Below are 18,278 nucleotides of genomic sequence, written 5' to 3'. Positions count from 1 at the left end.
CGGGAATTTTTGTGGATAACTACGGAATTGACGTCGCCGGGACAGCCCTCTGACTACTACAGGCGATCGGCCCGGTCCAGGAAGGCCCTGGCCCTCTCGGCATCGCCTTTTTTCAAATACAGCCGCGAAGCCTCGCGATAGACGCGGACCTGGGACTCTTTGGCGCGCTCAAGTTCGGCCAGGGCCTCGCCCTGCCGGCCCTCGAGAGCGAGGGCCTGGGCCAGGTTCCTGCGGGCGAAGTAGGAACCGGGGTCGAGCTCCACGGCCCGGCTCCAAAGGCTTGTAGAATTGCGCCAGACCTCCGTCTGGCGCCGGGTGAGCCCCGCCAGCGTGATGAGTATTGCGATTCCGCCGGCCAGTCCGGCGCCTCTTAGAATTCCAGGCGCTCGCGCCTCAAGAAGCGTTTTCAACCCCGCCCCCGGCAACAAGGCCCAGCCGAGGCAGCTGAGATAACTATAGCGATCGGCCACGGTCTGCCGGCCCGACTTGACCAGCCCCAGCATTGGGAGCAGCATGAGGACGTAATAAATCCCAGCCGCGAAGCCCCAGGGCCAGCGCTTTCGCAGCCGCATCAGCGCCGCTCCCAGAGTCAGCACGAAAACGGCGCTAAGATAGAACGGGCTCGGAGAAAGAAGAAAAGATTTCTCGTAGAGGGGGGAAAGCCCGCTCGGCCAGGCCGTCTTTCGCAAATAGAAGGCAAGGCCGTAAAAAGCCTGCGCGATCCGCGCCTGAAACCCGGCCTGATCAAGCCCCACCAAGGCCGTGGAAGCTCTTTGGGCCCATATCCCAGAAGCCCCGCCGAGTGCCGCGATGCAAGCAAAGGGGAGCATCTCCTTCCATTGCGGTCTCCGATCAAAAAAAATAATATCCAGGAGGACTACTACCGCGGGGAAGAGAAGGGCCGCCGTTTTGGATAAAATGCAGAAAAGATAAAAAACGGAGGAAAGGGCGAGCCAAGCCTTTGCGCGCCCGCCGACTCTCGCCCGAGCATGGGCCAGCAAAGCCGCAAGAAAGAAGAATCCGGACAGGACATCCCGCCTTTCCGTCGCCCAGGCCACGGATTCCACTCGTAGAGGATGGAGGGCGAAAAAAGCGGCGGCCAGCAAGGCCCCGCAAGCCGCGGATAATCGCGGGGCCGGAAGGGACGGCGTCTGCGGCCGGCGATCACGTAAAAACAGGATCAGGGCCAAGAAATAGAACATCATCGCGTTGGCCGCATGAATCAGTATATTCGTGAGATGAAATCCCCGCGGGTCCAGCCCCCAAATGGAATAATCCAAAGCGAAAGAAAGCCAAGTCAATGGTTGATAGTGCCCGAGATGGGAAGTCATGAACATCCACTTAAGCGAAGCCCAACTCCATACCCGGTAACGCGTGTTGGCGACGAGATTGGCGTAATCGTCCCAGCTCACGAAGGAATTGCCAAGGCAGGGAGCGAATACCAAGATGGTAATCAGACCTAAAGCCGTCGCGAGGAGAATCTCGAGACGACTCACTGGGGGCCCGCGACGAGCGGCCAGGCCCAGTCGAGACAGCGCTCGGTAGCGCCCTGTAGGCCTCGGGACAGCTCCGAGGCTTGTCTCCCCAAAGCCTGAGAGCGCACGGGGTCGGCCAGCAAATCCCCAAGAACTCGGGATAGGGCGTCCGCGTCCTCCACCATGAATCCGCAGCCAGCGCTCTCCAAGAGCCTGGCAACGCTCTCGGTGTTGTCCACATGGGGCCCGAACAGGACCGGGGACCCCGCCAGCGCCGGCTCAAGCAAGCTGTGCCCGCCCACCGGCACCAGGCTTCCTCCGACGAAGCAAGCCCGGGCGAGGGCGTAAAAAGAGGGGAGCAGACCCATGATGTCGAGAAGCAGCACGGAAGTCTTCGTTTGGGGAATGCCCCGCGTCAAGTCAGACCAGCATGCGAAATCGATGCCTTTGGCCCGCAAGAGGGTTTCCGCCCGCTCCGTTCTTTCCACATGCCGAGGTGCTAGGACAAGCTTCAATTCGGGGAAGCTGCGCCTTGCCCGCGCGTAAGCGTCGAGGAGAATCTCCTCCTCGCCCGGATGGGTGCTGCCCGCCACGAAAACGGGCCGCCCCTCCCAGCCCAAAAGCCGAAATGCCCCCTGGACCTCCCCAATCTGGGCGGGAGGCTCCGACTGGTCGCATTTCATGTTGCCGGCCACCCGGACAGCGTCAGGGTTTGCTCCCAGCTCCAGGAAGCGCCCGGCCTCGGCCTCGTCCTGGGCGCAAATCAGCGAAATGCGCCTTAAATAGGGGCGAACGAAGATTCGGGCTTTCCTGTAGCGTCCGAAACTTCTTTCAGAAAGTCGCGCGTTCAAGACGGCGATGGGAATCGCCCTGCGCGAGCAAAACTCTATCATGGCCGGCCAAAGCTCGGTCTCGGCTATGAGAAGGGCCCGCGGCCGCGCCGCGGTGATGAAGCGCCCGAGGCAGGGAATAAAATCGAGGGGGGCCATGACCGCGGCCGAGACGCCGGGAAGAGCTCGGGCTCTCTCACGGCCGGCGCTCGTCGAGCTCGTGACGAGGATGCGCGCGCCCGGGTCCCTATGCGCCAGGGCCTTGATGAAGCCCGCCATGGCCCCGACCTCTCCCGACGAGGCCGCGTGGATCCAAACAACCCTGCGGAGGTTCAACCTCCGCAGGGCGGCGTGACCCAGAAATCCGAGCCGCTCCTTGATTTCATCGCCCAACCCTCGGAGAAGCCCCCTCCTTGGCGAAAGGGCGAAAACGGCCAGCCAGAAAAGCGCGGCGGGCAAAAAGAGGAGCTGGTAGGCGATTAAGCCGATCACACGCGCACCAGCCTATCGGCCTCTTCGGTGAGGAGGTTTAAGGCTTCCTCCAGCTCCTTGGCCTTCTTGGAATGGTCGTCGTCGAGAGCCACCGAGATCGGGGCTCCGTAGCACAACGCGGCTTTGCCGAAGGGGAGAGGGACTTGGAATCGGTCCCATGCTCTTTTGAACTCGATCCGGCGCGAGAGCGCGTTGGTGATCGGGAGAATTGGGATCTGGAGCTTTTGCGCAAGGTAAATGACCCCGGGCTTGACCTCGCGGGCCGGGCCCTTGGGGCCGTCCGGGGTAACCCCCAAGTCCAGACCGCTGTCCAAGGCCTCGATCATGCCGCGCACGGCCGGGACCGCCCCCCTCGTCGAGGAGCCGCGCAAGGCCGAGAGGCGCGAGAGGCGCATGGTCCGGGCGATAAGCTCGCCGTCCCGGCTGCGGCTGACCAGGACCGCGGCGGGGTCTCCCCGGTGGCTCCAGGTGAAGAACACCTGGCGCTGGTGCCAGAAGGCGTAGATGAACCTCTGGCCGCGGCCGCGCAGGCGCCTGCGGTGCTCCGCCCCAAAGACCGTCACCCGCGTGGTAACGCCCACCAGCGACATGTACAGGTAAACCAGGGGAGGAACGATCCAGGCGAGCAGCACTACCGGGACTTGCCGGAGCCCTTGGACCTTGACTTGGCTTTCGCGACCCAACTCAAGGCGCAGGCCAGGGCCGGCTGAGGGGACAAAGCCCCATCGGCCAGGGAGAGCCCGATCTTGGCGCCCTCGAGCTTGCGCAAGGCCGCCTCGAGGGCCGCGGGCTCAGAGAGCTTGGAGATGGGGCTCAACTCGCAGGAGTCCTTCTTGGCCTCCTCCTCGATAAGAGAAGAGGCGAAGCGCAGGGACTCGTCCAATGCCGAGTCCCTAATAAGGGGCATCAAGCACGCGAGCGACGGGGTCTGGGCCCCAAGATCTGCCGCCACCTCCAACCACCCCTCGCCCAAGGTGATCAAGGCAAGGCTATAGGCGAGGCCCGGGATGGGGGAAAGCAGGGACTGCTCCGGATCCGGATGCGCGAAGGTGTCGAAGAGAAGGCCGGGCCTGAGCATCTTGGCGGCTTCTCCCGACAGCTTTTGGAGCTCCGCCTCGCCCATGGCGAGAGCGTCGAGGGCTACTTGTGCTTTTTTTGCGCGGCGCTGAATATCTCTCGGACTTAAGGCGAGCTTAAATCCGATGATTTTCCGCATCTATTTTTTCGCCGCCGTTCGGGAATGAAGGGACCATTCATACACCAATGGGGCCGCCACCGCGATGCTGGAATAAGTCCCGACGATCACGCCGAAGACCATGGCCATCGCGAAGTGGTGGATGACCTTGCCGCCGAAGAAAAAAACGATGATGACCACGGCAAGCACCGTGAGGCTCGTGATCACGGTCCGAGACAAGGTCTCGTTGATGCTCTCGTTCATGACCACGTTCAAGGGGTCCTTGCGCATGATCCGCATCTTCTCCCGCATGCGGTCGAGAATGATGATGGTGTCGTGTATGGAATAGCCGCCGATGGTGAGAATGGCCGAGATGATGAGAAGATCCACCTCCGCCCCCAGGACCGAGAAGAGGCCGTAGGTGGCGAGCACGTCGTGAAAAAGGGCCACTATTCCCGCCACGCCCCACATCGGATTGGCGAAGCGGAAAGCCAGGTAAACGATGATCCCGGCCAACGACAGGACGATCGCCCACAAAGCCTGGCGAAACAAGTGCTTTCCCACGGCTGGGCCCACGAACTCCTTGTTGTCCACCCGGAACTTGTCCTCGCCCACCGCGGCCTGGATCGCCGCCAATTGCTTCTCGATCTTCTCGGCCGACTGGTTGGGGTCGGCCTGGATGCGGATGACGAAGGTGCTGGTGCCGGAGAAATGCTGGAGGGCGGCGTCCGCCAACCCCGCCTTCTCGACGGCTGCGCGGAGTTCGGAGAGCTCCAAGGGCTTATCGAACGTGATCTGAAGGACCGTGCCTCCGGTGAAGTCGATGCCGTACTTGACCCCGCGAACGGCCAAGGAGATGATGCTGCCGCCCAGGAGAAGCGCGGAAATAAAGAAGAACTTGCGGCGCCAGGCCAGAAAATCGAAATGGGTTTTCGGGAAAATGTGCATGTCTTATCCTATGCTCAAGGTGTCGACGTCGCGATTGGAGAGGTAGGTCTGGAACACCAGCCTCGTGAAATTAATGGCGGTAAAGCGCCCGATGGCCATGCCCAGGAGCAAGGTCACGGCGAATCCCTTAATGGGGCCGCTGCCGAACTGGAAGAGGAAAATGGAGGAGATGCCGGTGGCCACCATCGAGTCCCAGATCGCGGTCCAGGCCTTATCGTAGCCGGTCTCGAGCGCGATGCGCACGGGCTTGCCCAAGGCCAGCTCCTCGCGGATGCGCTCGAAGATAAGGACGTTGTCGTCCACCGAGATGGCCAAGGTGAGCACGATGCCCACGATGCCGGGCAGGCTCAAGGTGAAGCCGAAATAGGCCATGCAGGCCAGAAGGAGCACCAGGTTCAAGATCAGAGCGAGGTCGGCCACGAAACCCGCGAAGCTGTAATAGACCACCATGAAGGCGAAAATGAGTGCCCCCGCGATGAGGGTCGAATAGAGCCCGGACTTGATCGAGTCCTCTCCCACCGTGGGACCGATGGTGCGCTCCTCGATGATGTTGACGGGGGCGGGAAGGGCGCCCGCCCGCAGCACGATGGCCAGGCTCTTGGCCTCCTCGATCGTGAAATTGCCCTCGATGATGCCGGAGCTCCCGGGAATCCTTCCTTTAATGACGGGAGCCGAGTAGACGACGCCGTCCAAAACAATGGCGAGGTTCTTGCCCACGTTGGCCGCCGTGAGATTGGAGAACACGCTCGCCGCTTCCGGCTTGAACTTGAAGGCCACCACCGGCATCCCGTAGTCGCCGCCTCCGGTCTCGACCCTGGCCGTGTCAAGCTGGGCACCGGTCAAGGGCGCGTTCTTGCTCAAAAGATAGATCGAGTTGTCCTTGCCCCGGAAAAGCTCCGTTCCCGCTGGCACGAGCTTGGCGGCCGCAGGGGAAATCTTCTCGCCCTCGAAGGCCGCGCCCAGCTCGGATAATTTATTGAGGGCCTGCTGGGCCTTCTCCGAGCTCTCCACCATCCGGAACTCGAGAAGGGCGGTTTTGCCGATGAGCTCCTTGGCCTGCTGGGAGTTGGTGATGCCGGGCAGCTGGACCACGATCCAACGCGCGCCCTGCTTGACGATGAGCGGCTCGGCCACCCCGAATTGGTCCACGCGGTTGCGGATGATCTCGATGGCCCTGCTCATGGCGTCGTTCACGTCGGCCTGGGGGGGAAGTTGGGAGACGTCGAGCTCCATAAGAAGATGGGTTCCGCCCTTGAGATCGAGGCCGAGGTTGAGCAGCCACTTCGGCCGCAGGCGGTAGGCCTCCAGGCGCCCGCGCTCCTTGGCGTCCATGGAATACCAGTTGATGGAGGGATAGAGGAGAAAAACGGCAAGGCCTATGGAGGCCAAAACCCCCAGCCATTTGAGTTGGAATTTATTCATGGTGTCAAGGTCCTAGGAGATGGCGCTGGGCGTCTTGGCCGAGGTTTGCGCGCAGTCTCCCTCGGAGGAAAGAAGAGAAGCCACCGCGGAGCGTGCCACGGTCAGCTTCACGGTCTCTGAGAAGCGCACCTCGAGATCATTGCCCTTGAGCCCCACTATGGCGCCGTAAAGGCCTCCGGTGGTTAGTATCCGGTCCCCTTTCTTAAGGCCCTCCAGCATCTTCTGATGCGCCTTCTGCTGCTTCTGTTGGGGGCGGATGAGCAGGAAGTAGAAAATGAGGAATATGGCGGCGATGGGGAAAAGACTGATGATGGGATTGGCTTGCGGTTGCATGAAAGCTCCTAGTTAAAAAAACCGTCAGTATTATAGCAATTTTCTAGAGAAACATGGGTGCCAGCACCAAGGTAATGGTGGCCAGGAGCTTGATCAAGACGTGCAAAGACGGGCCCGCCGTGTCCTTGAAGGGATCGCCCACGGTGTCGCCCACCACGGCCGCCTTGTGGGTGTCGGAACCCTTGCCGCCGTAAGCCCCGGTCTCGATGTACTTCTTGGCGTTATCCCAGGCCCCGCCGCTGTTATTAAGGAAAAGCGCCACCAGGATTCCGCTCACCGTGCCGATCATGAGCAGCCCCGCCACGGCCTCGGCCGCGATGGTGGGATCGGCGGGGGTAATGAACACCTTGAATATGAGGCCCACCAGGATCGGTCCGGCGACTGCCAGTATTCCGGGAAGGACCATGGCCTTCAAGGCCCCCAAGGTCACTATGTCCACGCATTGCCCGTAATCCGGCTCCTCGGTGCCCTTCATGATGCCGGGCTTGGCCTTAAACTGCCGGCGCACCTCGTTGATGACCGCGAAGGCCGCCGTGCCCACGGCCCGGATGGCGAGAGACGAAAAGAGGAAGACGAGCATGGCCCCGAGCATAGCTCCTATGAAGACCTCTGGCTTGGAGAGGTCCACGCCGATTCTCCTGGCAGTGTAGTTGAATATCTCGTCGAGGTAGGCCGAGAAGAGGAGGAAGGCCGCCAACGCCGCCGAGCCGATGGCGTAGCCCTTGGTCAAGGCCTTTGTCGTGTTTCCGACCGCGTCCAAGCGGTCGGTCTTCTTGCGGATGTTCTCGGGCTGGCGGGACATCTCGACGATACCCCCCGCGTTGTCCGTGATCGGACCGAAGGTGTCCATGGCCAGTATGTAGGCCGCGGTGCCGAGCATGCCCATGGTGGCCACGGCCGTGCCGAAGAGGCCGCCCACCGCGTTCGAGCCCAGAGCCAAGCCTCCCAGTTTATACGAAGAAAGGATGGCGGCCGAGATCACGAGCACGGGAACGGCGGTGCACTCGAACCCAACCGAGACCCCGGCGATGATGTTGGTGGCCGGCCCCGTTTGCGAGGCCTCGGCGATGGAAAGGACCGGCCGGTACTTGTACTCCGTGTAGTATTGAGTAATGTAGACGAAGGCCTGCGCGGTGAGGATGCCGATCACGCCGCAGAAAGTGTAGTAGATCCAGGCCTGCGGGGCCTTGTCCGAGGAGAGCAGCCACCACGCCGAGAATGCGAATCCCAGCGCCGCGAGGAGAGAAGCTAGGTAATACCCGCGGTTCAAGGCCTCCATGGGATCGGCGTCCTCCTCGGTCTTGACCACCATGATCCCGGCGATGGAGGCCAGTATCCCCAGGGATCGGGCGACCAGGGGGAAGAGAACCCCTTTCCAGCCGAAGAAGGGCACCAGCCCGGTGCCCAAAATCATGGCCCCGATGTTCTCCGCGGCCGTGGACTCAAAAAGATCGGCGCCGCGGCCCGCGCAGTCGCCCACGTTGTCTCCCACCAAATCGGCGATCACCGCGGGGTTGCGGGGGTCGTCCTCAGGTATCCCGGCCTCGACCTTTCCCACGAGATCGGCGCCCACGTCGGCCGCCTTGGTGTAGATGCCGCCGCCCAACTGCGCGAAAAGAGCCACGAAGCTCGCCCCGAAGCCGTAGCCCACGATCATGAAGGGAATCTTCTCGTAGCCAAAGCCCATGAGCTTCAAGGCCGAGAACAAGCCGCCCACGCCCAGGAGGGAAAGAGCGGTCACGAACAAGCCGGAGACAGCACCCCCGCGCAAGGCGATCCGGAGGGCGTCGTTTAGGGAGTGGCGCGCGGCCGAGGCCGTGCGGATGTTGGTGCGGATGGAAACCCACATTCCTATGTAGCCCGCCACTACCGAGCAGGCGGCGCCGATCGCGAAGGAGAGGGTGGTGCAGAGGGCCAGGACCATGGCCCCCGCGGGATCGTGCTGGTTGTGCTCGCGCACGAAGGCGTAGAGAACAAAAATCACCGCGGCCAGAACCACGGCCAGCATGCCGATGGTCTTGTTCTGGCGGCGCAGGAAGGCCTCTGCCCCGCTCTTGACCGCGTCCGATATCTTGCGCATCTCAGGGGTTCCCGTATCCTTTCCCATCACCCACTGGATGAGCCAGAAAGCCACGGCCAAGGCGAATAAGGAAGACCCAAACACCAGAATCAACGCCGGTTTCATCGAGGAAGAGAAATCCATTTCCAGTCCCAACCCTCCTATGTTTTAAATATGGCTAGAAATTAAATGAATTATTCGGAAAATGGTCAAGTTAAAAGAGGGCTTAAAAGACTATGGGGCGACGCTTGAAGTGTTCTTGAAGGAGAATATTGAATGTTTGATCGAGCCTCGGGAGATGCCCGACATAATACTGCCGGGCGGCCTTATAATAAGCTACGAGCTTTTTCACATCAGGCCTGTGTTTTTCAACCATGAATTGAATATCCTCGCGGTCACGGTCGTTGTAGCGGCTCAACTTGCTCAAGATCAGGTCTTCCTTGCCCAACGCCATCACTTGGATATGTTTAAGACGGCCCTTTAATATCTCAACGCAGCGATCTTTCCAATCGGGCTCAAGAAGCATGAGGGCGGCGTTCGCGCTGTCGAAATAGAGTCCATGCCTTCTTGCCAGCTCTGTTCCTCTGCCAGCCCAATCCGAGAGCTTGCAGCGCAGTCGCTCGTCATCCAAATATGCGTCTATATCGATCGTGCCTCGCCCTGATCCATAGGCGATCACCGCAGCCGCGCCTCCCAAGATATAAAGCGCAAGCCCTTCTTCCAAGAGAGCATCGATATCCCCTAGAAAGCGGAACAATTCTTCTTCGCCAGCTGTTTTCATCGCAAAAGGTGCCGGCGGAAGGATTCCGAGTCTGCGCAGCCAAGCCCATGCCAGAAACGCAGCCATTCAGGAGTTCGCTCACGCAGCAACGCGATCGCGGCCTCGGTTTTAGGCCTCGGCCCCACGACTTCTTCGCGATCAAGCCTTTCCTCGGCCAATGCGTCATGGAGCCCGCGCAGCTTCGCCCAGCTTTCCTCGTCCACATTTCGAGCCTCGTCCTTCAGGGAAAGCGCGGCAGCCAGGACCATGCCGAGGCGGTTTTGCAATCGAAGAGAATAGGCTCCCGAGGCAAGGCCGGCCCAATCCACCGATTTGAAATGGCCCAGAAGCAGGGCGGGAAGCGCTTCGAATACCCGCGGGTCTTGGGCGAATTTCAAAGCCGCCAACACGACCTCGTGAGCTGGCATATCCACCAAGGCCGTGGGATGCCCGGCGCCAAGAAATCGGACATTGTATCGCTCCAACTGGGCCAACAGGGCCTCCTCGTCCGCGCAAGCCGCGAAGAACCCCGGGGTGAGGGGGCGAACCTCCAGGTCGGCGACATCGGGAAACTCCAACTCGTGAAGAAGCCTGCTCAAGGAGCACCGGAACACGCGGGCCAAGGCAAGCAATTCGGGCCACGTCACGCTCCTCTTTCCCTGCTCCACGCGGGAGACTTTCGCCTGGGGCCATTTGAGGCGTCTGGCCAGCTCCACTTGGGACAAGCTCAGCGCCTCCCTCTTGCTTCGCACGGCATGGCCCAGCGAATGGCTCGATTTATTCATATATGAATATTATTATTCATATTTAACTATAAGTCAATAGGCCGGGCGTGGGCCTAATGGGCACCGGAACCAGGACCCTTTGGCCCAGGACAAGGCAAAAGACTCCCTTTATCCTTACCGCAGGACTTCCATGGTTAAAAAATGCGTTGCGCTTTTGCTATGCGGCTGCCTGGCCTTGAGCGCCATGCCCGCCCAGGCCGTCGCCCATCGGAGATCCCCCGGGAAAGTTCCGGCTTTAGAAAGCCCGGATCGTCTTTTCGACAATCAAGCCGCGCATCGAGAGCTGGGGATCTCGCTTCCTGCGATCGCGGCTGCGGCAAAAACCGCCAGGCTTTACAGCCCGGCCGGGATTGCTCTTGCAGCCTATCCCAGGCTCGACATGCCCGATGGGCGCGGCTACGCGCCGGAGCGCCAGCGGGCCTGGTTCATGCGCATCGTGATCAATTCCCTAAAGGGCGGAGATTTCGCCCTGCCCAAGCTTCTCTCGGCCGATGAGGAAGCGGCCTTTGGGGCCATCATCCCCTCCTGGGGAGAGCCGCGCCTGGCCGCCTATCCCCTCGAGCCCTCCCAATGCGCCATGGGGCACACTATCCGCTGGGGCTTCAACTACGTGCACCCGGAGGGGAGGTTTCGGGTCGAGCTCGGGCAGGACGAGGTTGTAAGCCTCGGCCTCTTGAGCGAAACCCGCAAAGAAAATCTCAAGAGCCAATACAAGGAAGCGGTCAGAAAAGCCAACGAATCTCATCCAGCCCTGGGCCTAGTCTTGGAGCACGTGGAAAGGCTTGCCGCCATGCCGCAATTCAAGGATGAGGAGAATCAACGGCGCCTGGCCGCGTTATCCGCCATCAAGGCCGCGCCGCCCGGCCTCATAGACGTCATGGAACAAAAGATCCTCGCGCAAAATCGCCTCGTTTCGCTCCTCTCCTCCGAGGATTTAAGCGCCTATCGCGCGGCCCTGGAAGAGGCCGGGCTGATGTTGAAGCCAAGCCGGGGGCGGTCTACGCCCCTGCAGGAACTTTTGAGGGAAATCGCCGTGGCCGTGCAAATGGCCGGGCGCGGGGACCCCTCTGGTTGGGACAGAATAGCCGAGAGCTACTCGCGGAACCTCGAGAAGCTCTCGGCCTTCAGCATCAAGGTCGCGGCCCTGTTTCGTTTCGCCGGCCTCGCTCGAAATCCACCAGAAAAGGGGAAATCCCTGCACGAGCTCAAGGCCTGGGGATTTTTCGGCTCCGGCCCCTCCATAGGCGCCCGGGGCCTGGCCAAACTCGGCCTGCTCAATGGGAAGGCCGTCCACGACTTCGACTTCAGCGAAGCGATGCTGGCCCAAGGCCGGGAGGCCGTAAGGCAAACCGGCCTGGCGACGCAACACTCCTCGACCCGCGCCGATATTCTGGCCGAGCGCGTGAACCTCGCGGACAAATCGCTCGATGCGGCCGAGACCGGCCTCATGGAGAGCATTGCAGAGCCCGAAAAGCGCCTCCACCTTCTTTCCGAGCTCAACCGGGTCCTATCTATAGGAGGCTATCTTCTCATCACTTTCAAGCACGGCCCCGAGAGCCCGGAATTCCTCCAAGCCTTGGAGGAGCACTTGGGATTCACAGTCCTAGACAAGGGGTCCGAGAAATTAAGCTACGACAGGGGCCTTCTGAAGCGAATCGCAAAGAACGAGCCGCGCCAAGCCGGGCATTTGCGAAAGCAAATCGAGGAAGGCTCGCTCCTCGTCGCCATGAAGGTCCGGGATGTCCCGGCTGCGCAGGAGAGCGGAGCGCGGGAAAGGCTTCTGGGGCTCCTGCGCCACGCCAAACCAGACCCGGCCCAGGAAAGCACTCCAGCAAATGCCCGCCAGCCTGCCGCGGGGGAGGAGTTCGCCATCCCCGATTACGCCCCGCTCCAACAGGAGATCCACGAAATGCTGGAGAACAGCCCCGCTCCCGACTCTCCTGCGGACCCCGAGCTCTACGCCAAGATCGAGGAGCTCGCCCTCGTCCTGCCTCTCCTGCCCAAGTCAACCCCTGCCCTGGGCAAGGTCCAGGAACACGCGCAAGACCTAATCGCCCGCTGGAACGCCCATGGCCATGCCCGGCTCTCGCAAGGCGAGCGGCGATGGCTCGAAACAGTTCATTCGGAACATGTCATCAAGAACTACTACAGAGAATACACCTGGAACGAGCTGGACAAAAAGCTCGACTTGACCGGGCGGGTGAAGGCTTTCATCAAGGGTGCTCAAGAAGGTGATGAATATTGGACTCTGGAAGGACTGCTCTCTTCTCGAGAAAAAATATCCCTCTACAGCCTCATTCTGCACCTCAAAACAATTCGCCCCCTTCCTGCGGCGGCAGCGGCAGACGAGTATGCAAGGAGAATGAAGCGGCAAGCCCATGGAAAGGAAATACAACTATCCTCACTCTTTCACGAAGCCGTGACAATCTCCCTGCGCGGCCACCTCCTGGCTACAAACATGTATGCCTCAGCAAGGGCGACGCGGCAGAAGGCACTGGATCGTTTGGAAAAACTCGAGACTGCCGGCGAATTATGGTCGATCAGCGAGTTGCTGAACGTTCGCGAGGAATTCCTGCACGCTTGTTTGGAGAGCGCAGATTTTAGGGGCAACGGGTCTTTTCGCGCGACGGCCCTAGCCCTAAAACTATTGGCCGCGTTCGGGCGCCCGCTGGGCCAAGCTGACGTATACGAAGCTCTCGAGTGGGACCCCTTCGCGGGAACAGCCCTGGTTCCTGAGGATTGGAGCAATCTGCTGCTGGCAGTTTTCGGCCCGAACGCCGCGCAAGCGGCAATCGGGGCCACGCCAAAAAATGAAATCGAGAAGTCACGTCTGGTCCTGTATGGTCTCTCGTATTTCGTTGATGAATTAGACATATTTGCCCATCGCAACAACGAGCTGTTCACTCAAAAGAGACTAGCCGCGTGGGATGATCCTCTTGTTACAACCATGAGCTTTGAAGATGTGCTGGTGCTTAGATATTTCCACGATGCCTACGTCGATTCTGGATGGACTTTCGCATACAAAGCCGGGGATCTTCGGAAAATGTTTCCCATGCTTGAGCATCAGCTCGCCCTGCTGTCGAAAATACGCCGTTCCAGCTATGCGATAAGCCTTCAACATAAATTGATCGAAAAGGGGCTTACTATCGCGGAGGTTAGGAATTTCTTCGCCGTCTACCGAAACGAGTACATGACATACCACGATATGGCCTCAGATTCTCAGTTTCGCTATCGGAAATTGAGGCCAGAAACCAGGCGCTTAGCTGTCCTGGAAACCGACCTCAAAGAAATGCGGCAAGAATCATCGGACGCCGACATTAGGCGGAGCGCCAGCCGTTATCTCCGACTTCTGCGTTACGGGATCGAATTAACCGATGACGATCTCCGCATGATTCATGGCGATTACATCGCGACCCAAAGCCCCGGCGGCACGTTAAAGCGTGACAACCCGCAAACGCTCGATCCTTCCGACTTCCTATCGGGCGGCTAGAATTTTCCCGTTGCGATTCCGGGGGAAGTTAAGTAAGTTGGGGAAATGAATGACTGGCGCCTATGCGCGCTGCTGCTTCTGGCTGCCGGAGCGTTCTACCAGCCCGTCGAGTACGACAACACCAAGAGCCGGCTCATCCTCTTGAGCTCCATCGTGGACCAAGGCACGCTCTCCATTGACCCTCAGCGGCAATACACCTTGGACAAGGCTGAGGCCCGCGGGCATTATTACTCCAACAAGGCCATCGGCGCGCCGCTCTTGGCCGTGCCGGTGTATTGGGCCTTGCGCCATACCGTATTGAAGCCTGTTTCGACCCTGCCGGACCCGACCATACTGGCCGACCCGGTGGCCAAATACTTGGTGCGCCTCATCGTGGTGAGCCTGCCCTTCGCCCTATTCGGCGTTTTTCTGCGGCGTTTTCTAGTCCGGGCCGGGGCAGCGCCTAAGCAGGCCCTGGCCGCGGTCCTGGCCTACGGCCTCGGCAGCATAGCCCTGAACCACGCCTCTCTTTTCAGCGGGCATGAACTCGCGGGGATTTTCTGCTTTCTATCTTTCGCGCTGATAGCCCAAGGGGGAAGCGGCTTTGCCGCGGGGCTAGGCGCGGGGCTTGGGGCGCTATGCGATTACACCGGGCTATTCACGGCGCTCATTCTCCTCGCATACGCCCTCGTCCGCCTTCCGAGCAGGCGCTCGAAAGGCGGATTTCTGCAAGGAGCAGCGCTTTGCGCCATTCTTCAAGGAGCTTACAACCATATCTGTTTTGGGCATTTCTGGTCCTTTCCTTACTCCCATTTAGAGCAAGGTCCTTTCGGGCCGCAAGTGGCGCGAGGGCTTTTCGGTGTGACTCTGCCGCGGTGGGAAATACTGCGGGCGCTCTTGTTTTCGCCCAGCCGGGGGCTTCTTTTTGTTTCTCCTATTTTTCTGTACTCAATCATGGGGCTCGTCCATTTCTGGCGGCGCCGCGATTTGCGTTCGGAATTTTGGACCTGCGGCGCCATTATTGCTGGGACACTACTGCTAAACGCAAGCTACTTCGGCTGGCACGGGGGTTGGACCTACGGTCCGCGCTACCTGGTCGGCGCTCTGCCGTTTCTTTGCCTGCCCCTGGCCTTGGCCGTGGACATAAGTCCCTGCTTCTGGGCGCTGGCCGGGCTCTCCTTCTTGCAAGTATCTTGCGCTCAAATCGCCCTGCCGCATGCGCCCCAAGAAATAAGAAATCCCATCATAGAACTCTTCATCCCGCTGTGGAAGTATGGCTACGGAGCCGCGACTCCCTTCGGCAGCGCTAATTGGGGAGCTATTTTGATCTTGGGCTCCTGCTCTGCATTAGGAGTTTTCTTGGTCAACCGGGAAAAGGGGGGGGCCATTATGGAAAGCCATCCTTTTTTTCGCAAGATATGCTGGTCCTGGGCAGGGCTCATCCTGCTGTCTTTGGCGACCTTGCGCAGTCCCGATCCCAAGGCCGTGCACCGCTACAGAGGCATTTTGCTCTATGACGGCGCTCTCTGCCTGCGCTCCGTGCCGATCCTGCGCGCGGCCGAGCGCGAACTCGCTCTGGCCGGCGGTTCCTCTCCCGCCGCGCCATAATTCGGTGACAGTTACCGAATTCGATCCGAACGCAATTCGGTAACTGTCACCGAATTGCCGACAGCGCCAGATGAATGCGCAGGGAAAGCTCCGCGTCCTCGGGGCGCAGGAAGGTGGCGTACCATTCGAGGATGCTGCGGTAGCTCTGGCGCAGGTAGGCCTCCTGCGTGAAGTCGAAAATTCCCTGGTCCATGTAGTTCTGGAAAGCCTTGCTTTGCAGGAGACGGTAGGCCCCGAGAAGAGACTCGAGGCGCGCGGGTTCCCGGCTTGAGATCTGGACGAGCGGGCCGCGCGGGCGGCTTTTCGGCCACTTGGCCAGGAGCACCTCGCGCAGGACGGCCTCCCCGTAGAAGCTCTTGCCGGGATTGAGCTTCTGCCATAGCCCCCAATCCGTGGAAAGGCCCTCCGGGCCTAAAGGCGGCACATGCAGCTCGGGATGCCTCCTTTGAAGCTGTCGGATATAAGCAGGATAAGAGAAAAGGGAAGGCGTCAGGAAAATGCGCTTCCCAGTCTTATGCTCCACGAGTTCCAAATAGCGCAAAGCGAATATGGAGTCGTCCGCGGCGAGTATCACCACGTCCTCCGGCCCCGAATTTTTCAGGATCAGCTCCGCGTAGTCCTTGAGGAGCTCATGGCGCCGCAAATCCATGGGCCTCAGGGCCGCCGGGACGAAGACCAAGGCTCCCAGCAAAGTCCAGATGAAACCCGGACGCACCTTCTCGGCCAAGGCCTCGATGCCGAAGCCCGCCAAGGCAAACAGGGCGATAAGGGGGAGAAGGTAGAAGCGCATGACGAGCCCCCTCAAATAGGCCTCGTCGCAGAGCGCCATCTGCTGGCTGCTGAGAAGAATGAAGCAGAAAGCCGTGAAGAAAAGCCATGCTCCCCAAAATGCCAATATTCTCCTGTTCTTGGCGAAAGCCGCGGCGGCCCCGATGCCGGCGAGCACCACCCCCGAGCAGGAAAGCTCCCAAAAGGCGGCGCTTAAAAACCAGCCCGAGTGCTTGAGAAAACGCTCCGGATCGAAGCGGCCGAAGCCCATCACCCCCGTTCCGCTCACCATCCGGAAAAGCCCGCCCACGCGTTGGCGCATGGCCAGAGCCAGCACGCCCTTCCAACCCTGAACCTCGTCCGGATTGTAGAGGGGAGGGGAATGGTCGAGACGAGCCTTCAATACCAGGTAGGGAAGAATCGCGCAGAAAATCATCAACAAAAGCGCGCCTCCGGCCCTGCCGCGTCGCGGCAGGGCCGCTTCATGCCAAAGCCAATAGGCTATCGCCGGGAGGATCAAGACGAAGGTGGGATGGTGGGTTAGCCCGAAGCCCAAAGCCGCGGCCAGAAGCCAAAGGCGGCTGATTTTTCGCTCTTGAGCCCAGGCCGCGGCCGCCCAGGCCGCGCCCACGGCCAAGAAGTCGTTCAAGGCCCTAACCTCGGGGATTTCCGCGTAATACCAGAATAGCCGCGACAGCGCCATGAAAGCTGTCGCGGCCATGGCTGGCAATGGTTTCAAACCTTGCCTCTTCAATAAGAGATAGAACAGCGCCGCGGCACCGGCATGAAAAACCGCGGAAAGAGCGGCCACGGCCGACAGCCCGCCTCCCGAGAGGCGCGCGGACCAATAGCCCAGCATCACCTGGAGCGGATAGCCCGGCGCTACGGGCACGCCCCAGGTGAGAGCGCTCAAGGCGTGCTGGGGGCTGTCGCCCGGACCAAAACTCGGGCAGAGGCCGGCCCAATAGAGCAGGCTCAAGGTCGCGAAAATCAGGGGCGCAATCATGCCTTGGGGACGAGCTGGGAAAAGAAGGCCTTGCGCCTTTCCTCGAAACGGCCCTCGCGCAGGGCTCGGCGGATCTCCACGGTGATGGACTCCATGAGGTGGAGGTTGTGGTAGGAAAGGAGGCGGTGGGCCAGGAGCTCCTTGGCTCTAAAAAGATGGCTGAGATACGCCCGGCTGTATTTGGCGCACACAAAGCAAGCGCATTCCAGTTCGAGCGGGGAGAAATCCCGGCGCATGGCGCTGTTGGAAATGTTGAAGCGGCCGCGCCGAGTCATGACCTGGCCGTTGCGCGCCACGCGGGTGGGCCAAACGCAGTCCATCATGTCCACCCCTAGGGCCGTGGCCTGCCAAAGATCCTCGGGTATGCCCACTCCCATCAAGTAGCGCGGGCGGTCCTTGGCAAGAGCCTCGGTCGTCAGATCGAGGGTGGACCAGGTCAACTCCTTGGGCTCGCCCACCGAGAATCCCCCCAGGGCGACGCCGTCGCAGGCAATCTCGGCCATGCGCTCGGCCGCGCGGCGCCGGAGCTCCGGATAGAAGGAGCCCTGTAAAATGGGAAAGAACAGGGGCTTTTGCCCGCGGTCCCGGGCCCGGGCGAGGGCCGGGAGCGAGCGTTCGGTCCAGCTCATGGTGCGCTCCAAGGCCTTGCGGGCCTGGGCCGGCTCGCAGGGATAGGGGGGGCACTCATCCAAGGTGGTCCAGCAATCGGAGCCCAAATCGGACTGGATATCGATCACCTTCTCGGGGGTCAATCGGTGGGGGCTGCCGTCTATATGGGAGCGAAAGGCCACTCCATCGTCCTCGACCGTGCGCAGGTCGGCGAGGCTCAGCACCTGGAAGCCTCCCGAGTCCGTGAGAATCATGCCGTCGTAATTCATGAAGCGGTGCAGCCCCCCGGCCGCGCCGATGACGGCCAGGCCTGGTCTCAGGTAAAGATGGTAGCTGTTGGCCAGGATCGCCTTCACCCCGAGCGCTGCGAGGTCCTCCTGCGAAATGGCCTTGACCGATGCCTGCGTGGCCACGGGCATGAAGACCGGGGTTTCGACCGGGCCATGGGCCGTCTGAAGGATGCCCAGCCGGGCCTTGGTCGAGGAATCCTCGCCTAGAACCGAGAAGGAAGGCATTGCGGCCATCATAGCATTTCACGAT

14 protein-coding genes are annotated in these 18,278 nt (G+C 60.7%); 2 read left to right on the top strand and 12 right to left on the bottom strand.

What is annotated here, in order from left to right; genetic code table 11:
* Positions 1–56: 56 nt before the first annotated feature.
* The 10 genes from HY921_00930 to HY921_00885 all read right to left on the bottom strand — a co-directional run bounded on the left by HY921_00930 (position 57) and on the right by HY921_00885 (position 10,278).
* A complete protein-coding gene (locus HY921_00930) occupies positions 57–1,412 on the bottom strand; it encodes a hypothetical protein (protein MBI5629426.1) in 1,356 nt (451 codons plus the stop codon).
* Positions 1,413–1,492: 80 nt separating this feature from the next.
* Complete coding sequence (locus HY921_00925; protein MBI5629425.1) at positions 1,493–2,797, bottom strand: 3-deoxy-D-manno-octulosonic acid transferase; 1,305 nt, start codon at positions 2,795–2,797, stop codon at positions 1,493–1,495.
* Complete coding sequence (locus HY921_00920; GenBank protein ID MBI5629424.1) at positions 2,794–3,429, bottom strand: lysophospholipid acyltransferase family protein; 636 nt, start codon at positions 3,427–3,429, stop codon at positions 2,794–2,796. Before HY921_00920 ends, HY921_00925 begins: the two co-directional genes overlap by 4 nt.
* Positions 3,429–4,013, bottom strand: a complete 585-nt coding sequence (locus HY921_00915) for a hypothetical protein (protein ID MBI5629423.1) — start codon at positions 4,011–4,013, stop codon at positions 3,429–3,431. The genes HY921_00920 and HY921_00915 overlap by 1 nt, the downstream gene beginning before the upstream one ends.
* Positions 4,014–4,919: a protein translocase subunit SecF gene (secF, locus tag HY921_00910; GenBank protein MBI5629422.1), complete on the bottom strand. Its 906-nt coding sequence runs from the start codon at positions 4,917–4,919 to the stop codon at positions 4,014–4,016.
* Positions 4,920–4,922: 3 nt separating this feature from the next.
* Positions 4,923–6,341 carry a protein translocase subunit SecD gene (gene secD / locus HY921_00905; GenBank protein MBI5629421.1) on the bottom strand — a complete coding sequence of 473 codons (1,419 nt, stop codon included), beginning with the start codon at positions 6,339–6,341 and terminating at the stop codon, positions 4,923–4,925.
* Between the two features lie 12 nt (positions 6,342–6,353).
* Complete coding sequence (gene yajC / locus HY921_00900) at positions 6,354–6,674, bottom strand: preprotein translocase subunit YajC (GenBank protein MBI5629420.1); 321 nt, start codon at positions 6,672–6,674, stop codon at positions 6,354–6,356.
* Positions 6,675–6,717: 43 nt separating this feature from the next.
* Positions 6,718–8,859 carry a sodium-translocating pyrophosphatase gene (locus HY921_00895; GenBank protein MBI5629419.1) on the bottom strand — a complete coding sequence of 714 codons (2,142 nt, stop codon included), beginning with the start codon at positions 8,857–8,859 and terminating at the stop codon, positions 6,718–6,720.
* Between the two features lie 100 nt (positions 8,860–8,959).
* Positions 8,960–9,514, bottom strand: coding sequence for a hypothetical protein (locus HY921_00890; protein MBI5629418.1), 555 nt, complete (start codon positions 9,512–9,514; stop codon positions 8,960–8,962).
* A complete protein-coding gene (locus HY921_00885) occupies positions 9,511–10,278 on the bottom strand; it encodes a helix-turn-helix transcriptional regulator (GenBank protein MBI5629417.1) in 768 nt (255 codons plus the stop codon). Before HY921_00885 ends, HY921_00890 begins: the two co-directional genes overlap by 4 nt.
* Positions 10,279–10,408: 130 nt before the next feature.
* On the opposite strand from HY921_00885, the gene HY921_00880 reads away from it, so the two are divergent.
* Positions 10,409–13,768, top strand: a complete 3,360-nt coding sequence (locus tag HY921_00880; GenBank protein MBI5629416.1) for a methyltransferase domain-containing protein — start codon at positions 10,409–10,411, stop codon at positions 13,766–13,768.
* A gap of 45 nt (positions 13,769–13,813) precedes the next feature.
* Complete coding sequence (locus HY921_00875; protein ID MBI5629415.1) at positions 13,814–15,355, top strand: hypothetical protein; 1,542 nt, start codon at positions 13,814–13,816, stop codon at positions 15,353–15,355.
* Between the two features lie 46 nt (positions 15,356–15,401).
* Here HY921_00875 and HY921_00870 read toward each other — a convergent pair whose 3' ends face one another.
* Positions 15,402–17,129 carry a DUF2723 domain-containing protein gene (locus tag HY921_00870; GenBank protein MBI5629414.1) on the bottom strand — a complete coding sequence of 576 codons (1,728 nt, stop codon included), beginning with the start codon at positions 17,127–17,129 and terminating at the stop codon, positions 15,402–15,404.
* Positions 17,126–18,262 (bottom strand): tRNA guanosine(34) transglycosylase Tgt, encoded by a 1,137-nt coding sequence (tgt, locus tag HY921_00865; protein MBI5629413.1) that lies wholly within the window; start codon positions 18,260–18,262, stop codon positions 17,126–17,128. Before tgt ends, HY921_00870 begins: the two co-directional genes overlap by 4 nt.
* Positions 18,263–18,278 lie beyond the last annotated feature (16 nt).

The organism is Elusimicrobiota bacterium (genome assembly GCA_016218575.1).
In the GTDB taxonomy this organism is placed as follows: Bacteria; Elusimicrobiota; Elusimicrobia; order UBA1565; family UBA9628; genus JACRDN01.
Note: the sequence above shows the minus strand (reverse complement) of the source record. Positions and strands in the feature narration are given on the sequence as shown.

Excerpts from the sequence above, each read along its gene's own strand:
- HY921_00915 (MBI5629423.1), bottom strand. The coding sequence starts at position 4,013 with ATGCGGAAAATCATCGGATTTAAGCTCGCCTTAAGTCCGAGAGATATT.
- secF (MBI5629422.1), bottom strand. The coding sequence starts at position 4,919 with ATGCACATTTTCCCGAAAACCCATTTCGATTTTCTGGCCTGGCGCCGC.
- secD (MBI5629421.1), bottom strand. The coding sequence starts at position 6,341 with ATGAATAAATTCCAACTCAAATGGCTGGGGGTTTTGGCCTCCATAGGC.
- yajC (MBI5629420.1), bottom strand. The coding sequence starts at position 6,674 with ATGCAACCGCAAGCCAATCCCATCATCAGTCTTTTCCCCATCGCCGCC.
- HY921_00895 (MBI5629419.1), bottom strand. The coding sequence starts at position 8,859 with ATGAAACCGGCGTTGATTCTGGTGTTTGGGTCTTCCTTATTCGCCTTG.
- HY921_00890 (MBI5629418.1), bottom strand. The coding sequence starts at position 9,514 with ATGAAAACAGCTGGCGAAGAAGAATTGTTCCGCTTTCTAGGGGATATC.
- HY921_00885 (MBI5629417.1), bottom strand. The coding sequence starts at position 10,278 with ATGAATAAATCGAGCCATTCGCTGGGCCATGCCGTGCGAAGCAAGAGG.
- HY921_00880 (MBI5629416.1), top strand. The coding sequence starts at position 10,409 with ATGGTTAAAAAATGCGTTGCGCTTTTGCTATGCGGCTGCCTGGCCTTG.
- HY921_00875 (MBI5629415.1), top strand. The coding sequence starts at position 13,814 with ATGAATGACTGGCGCCTATGCGCGCTGCTGCTTCTGGCTGCCGGAGCG.
- HY921_00870 (MBI5629414.1), bottom strand. The coding sequence starts at position 17,129 with ATGATTGCGCCCCTGATTTTCGCGACCTTGAGCCTGCTCTATTGGGCC.
- tgt (MBI5629413.1), bottom strand. The coding sequence starts at position 18,262 with ATGGCCGCAATGCCTTCCTTCTCGGTTCTAGGCGAGGATTCCTCGACC.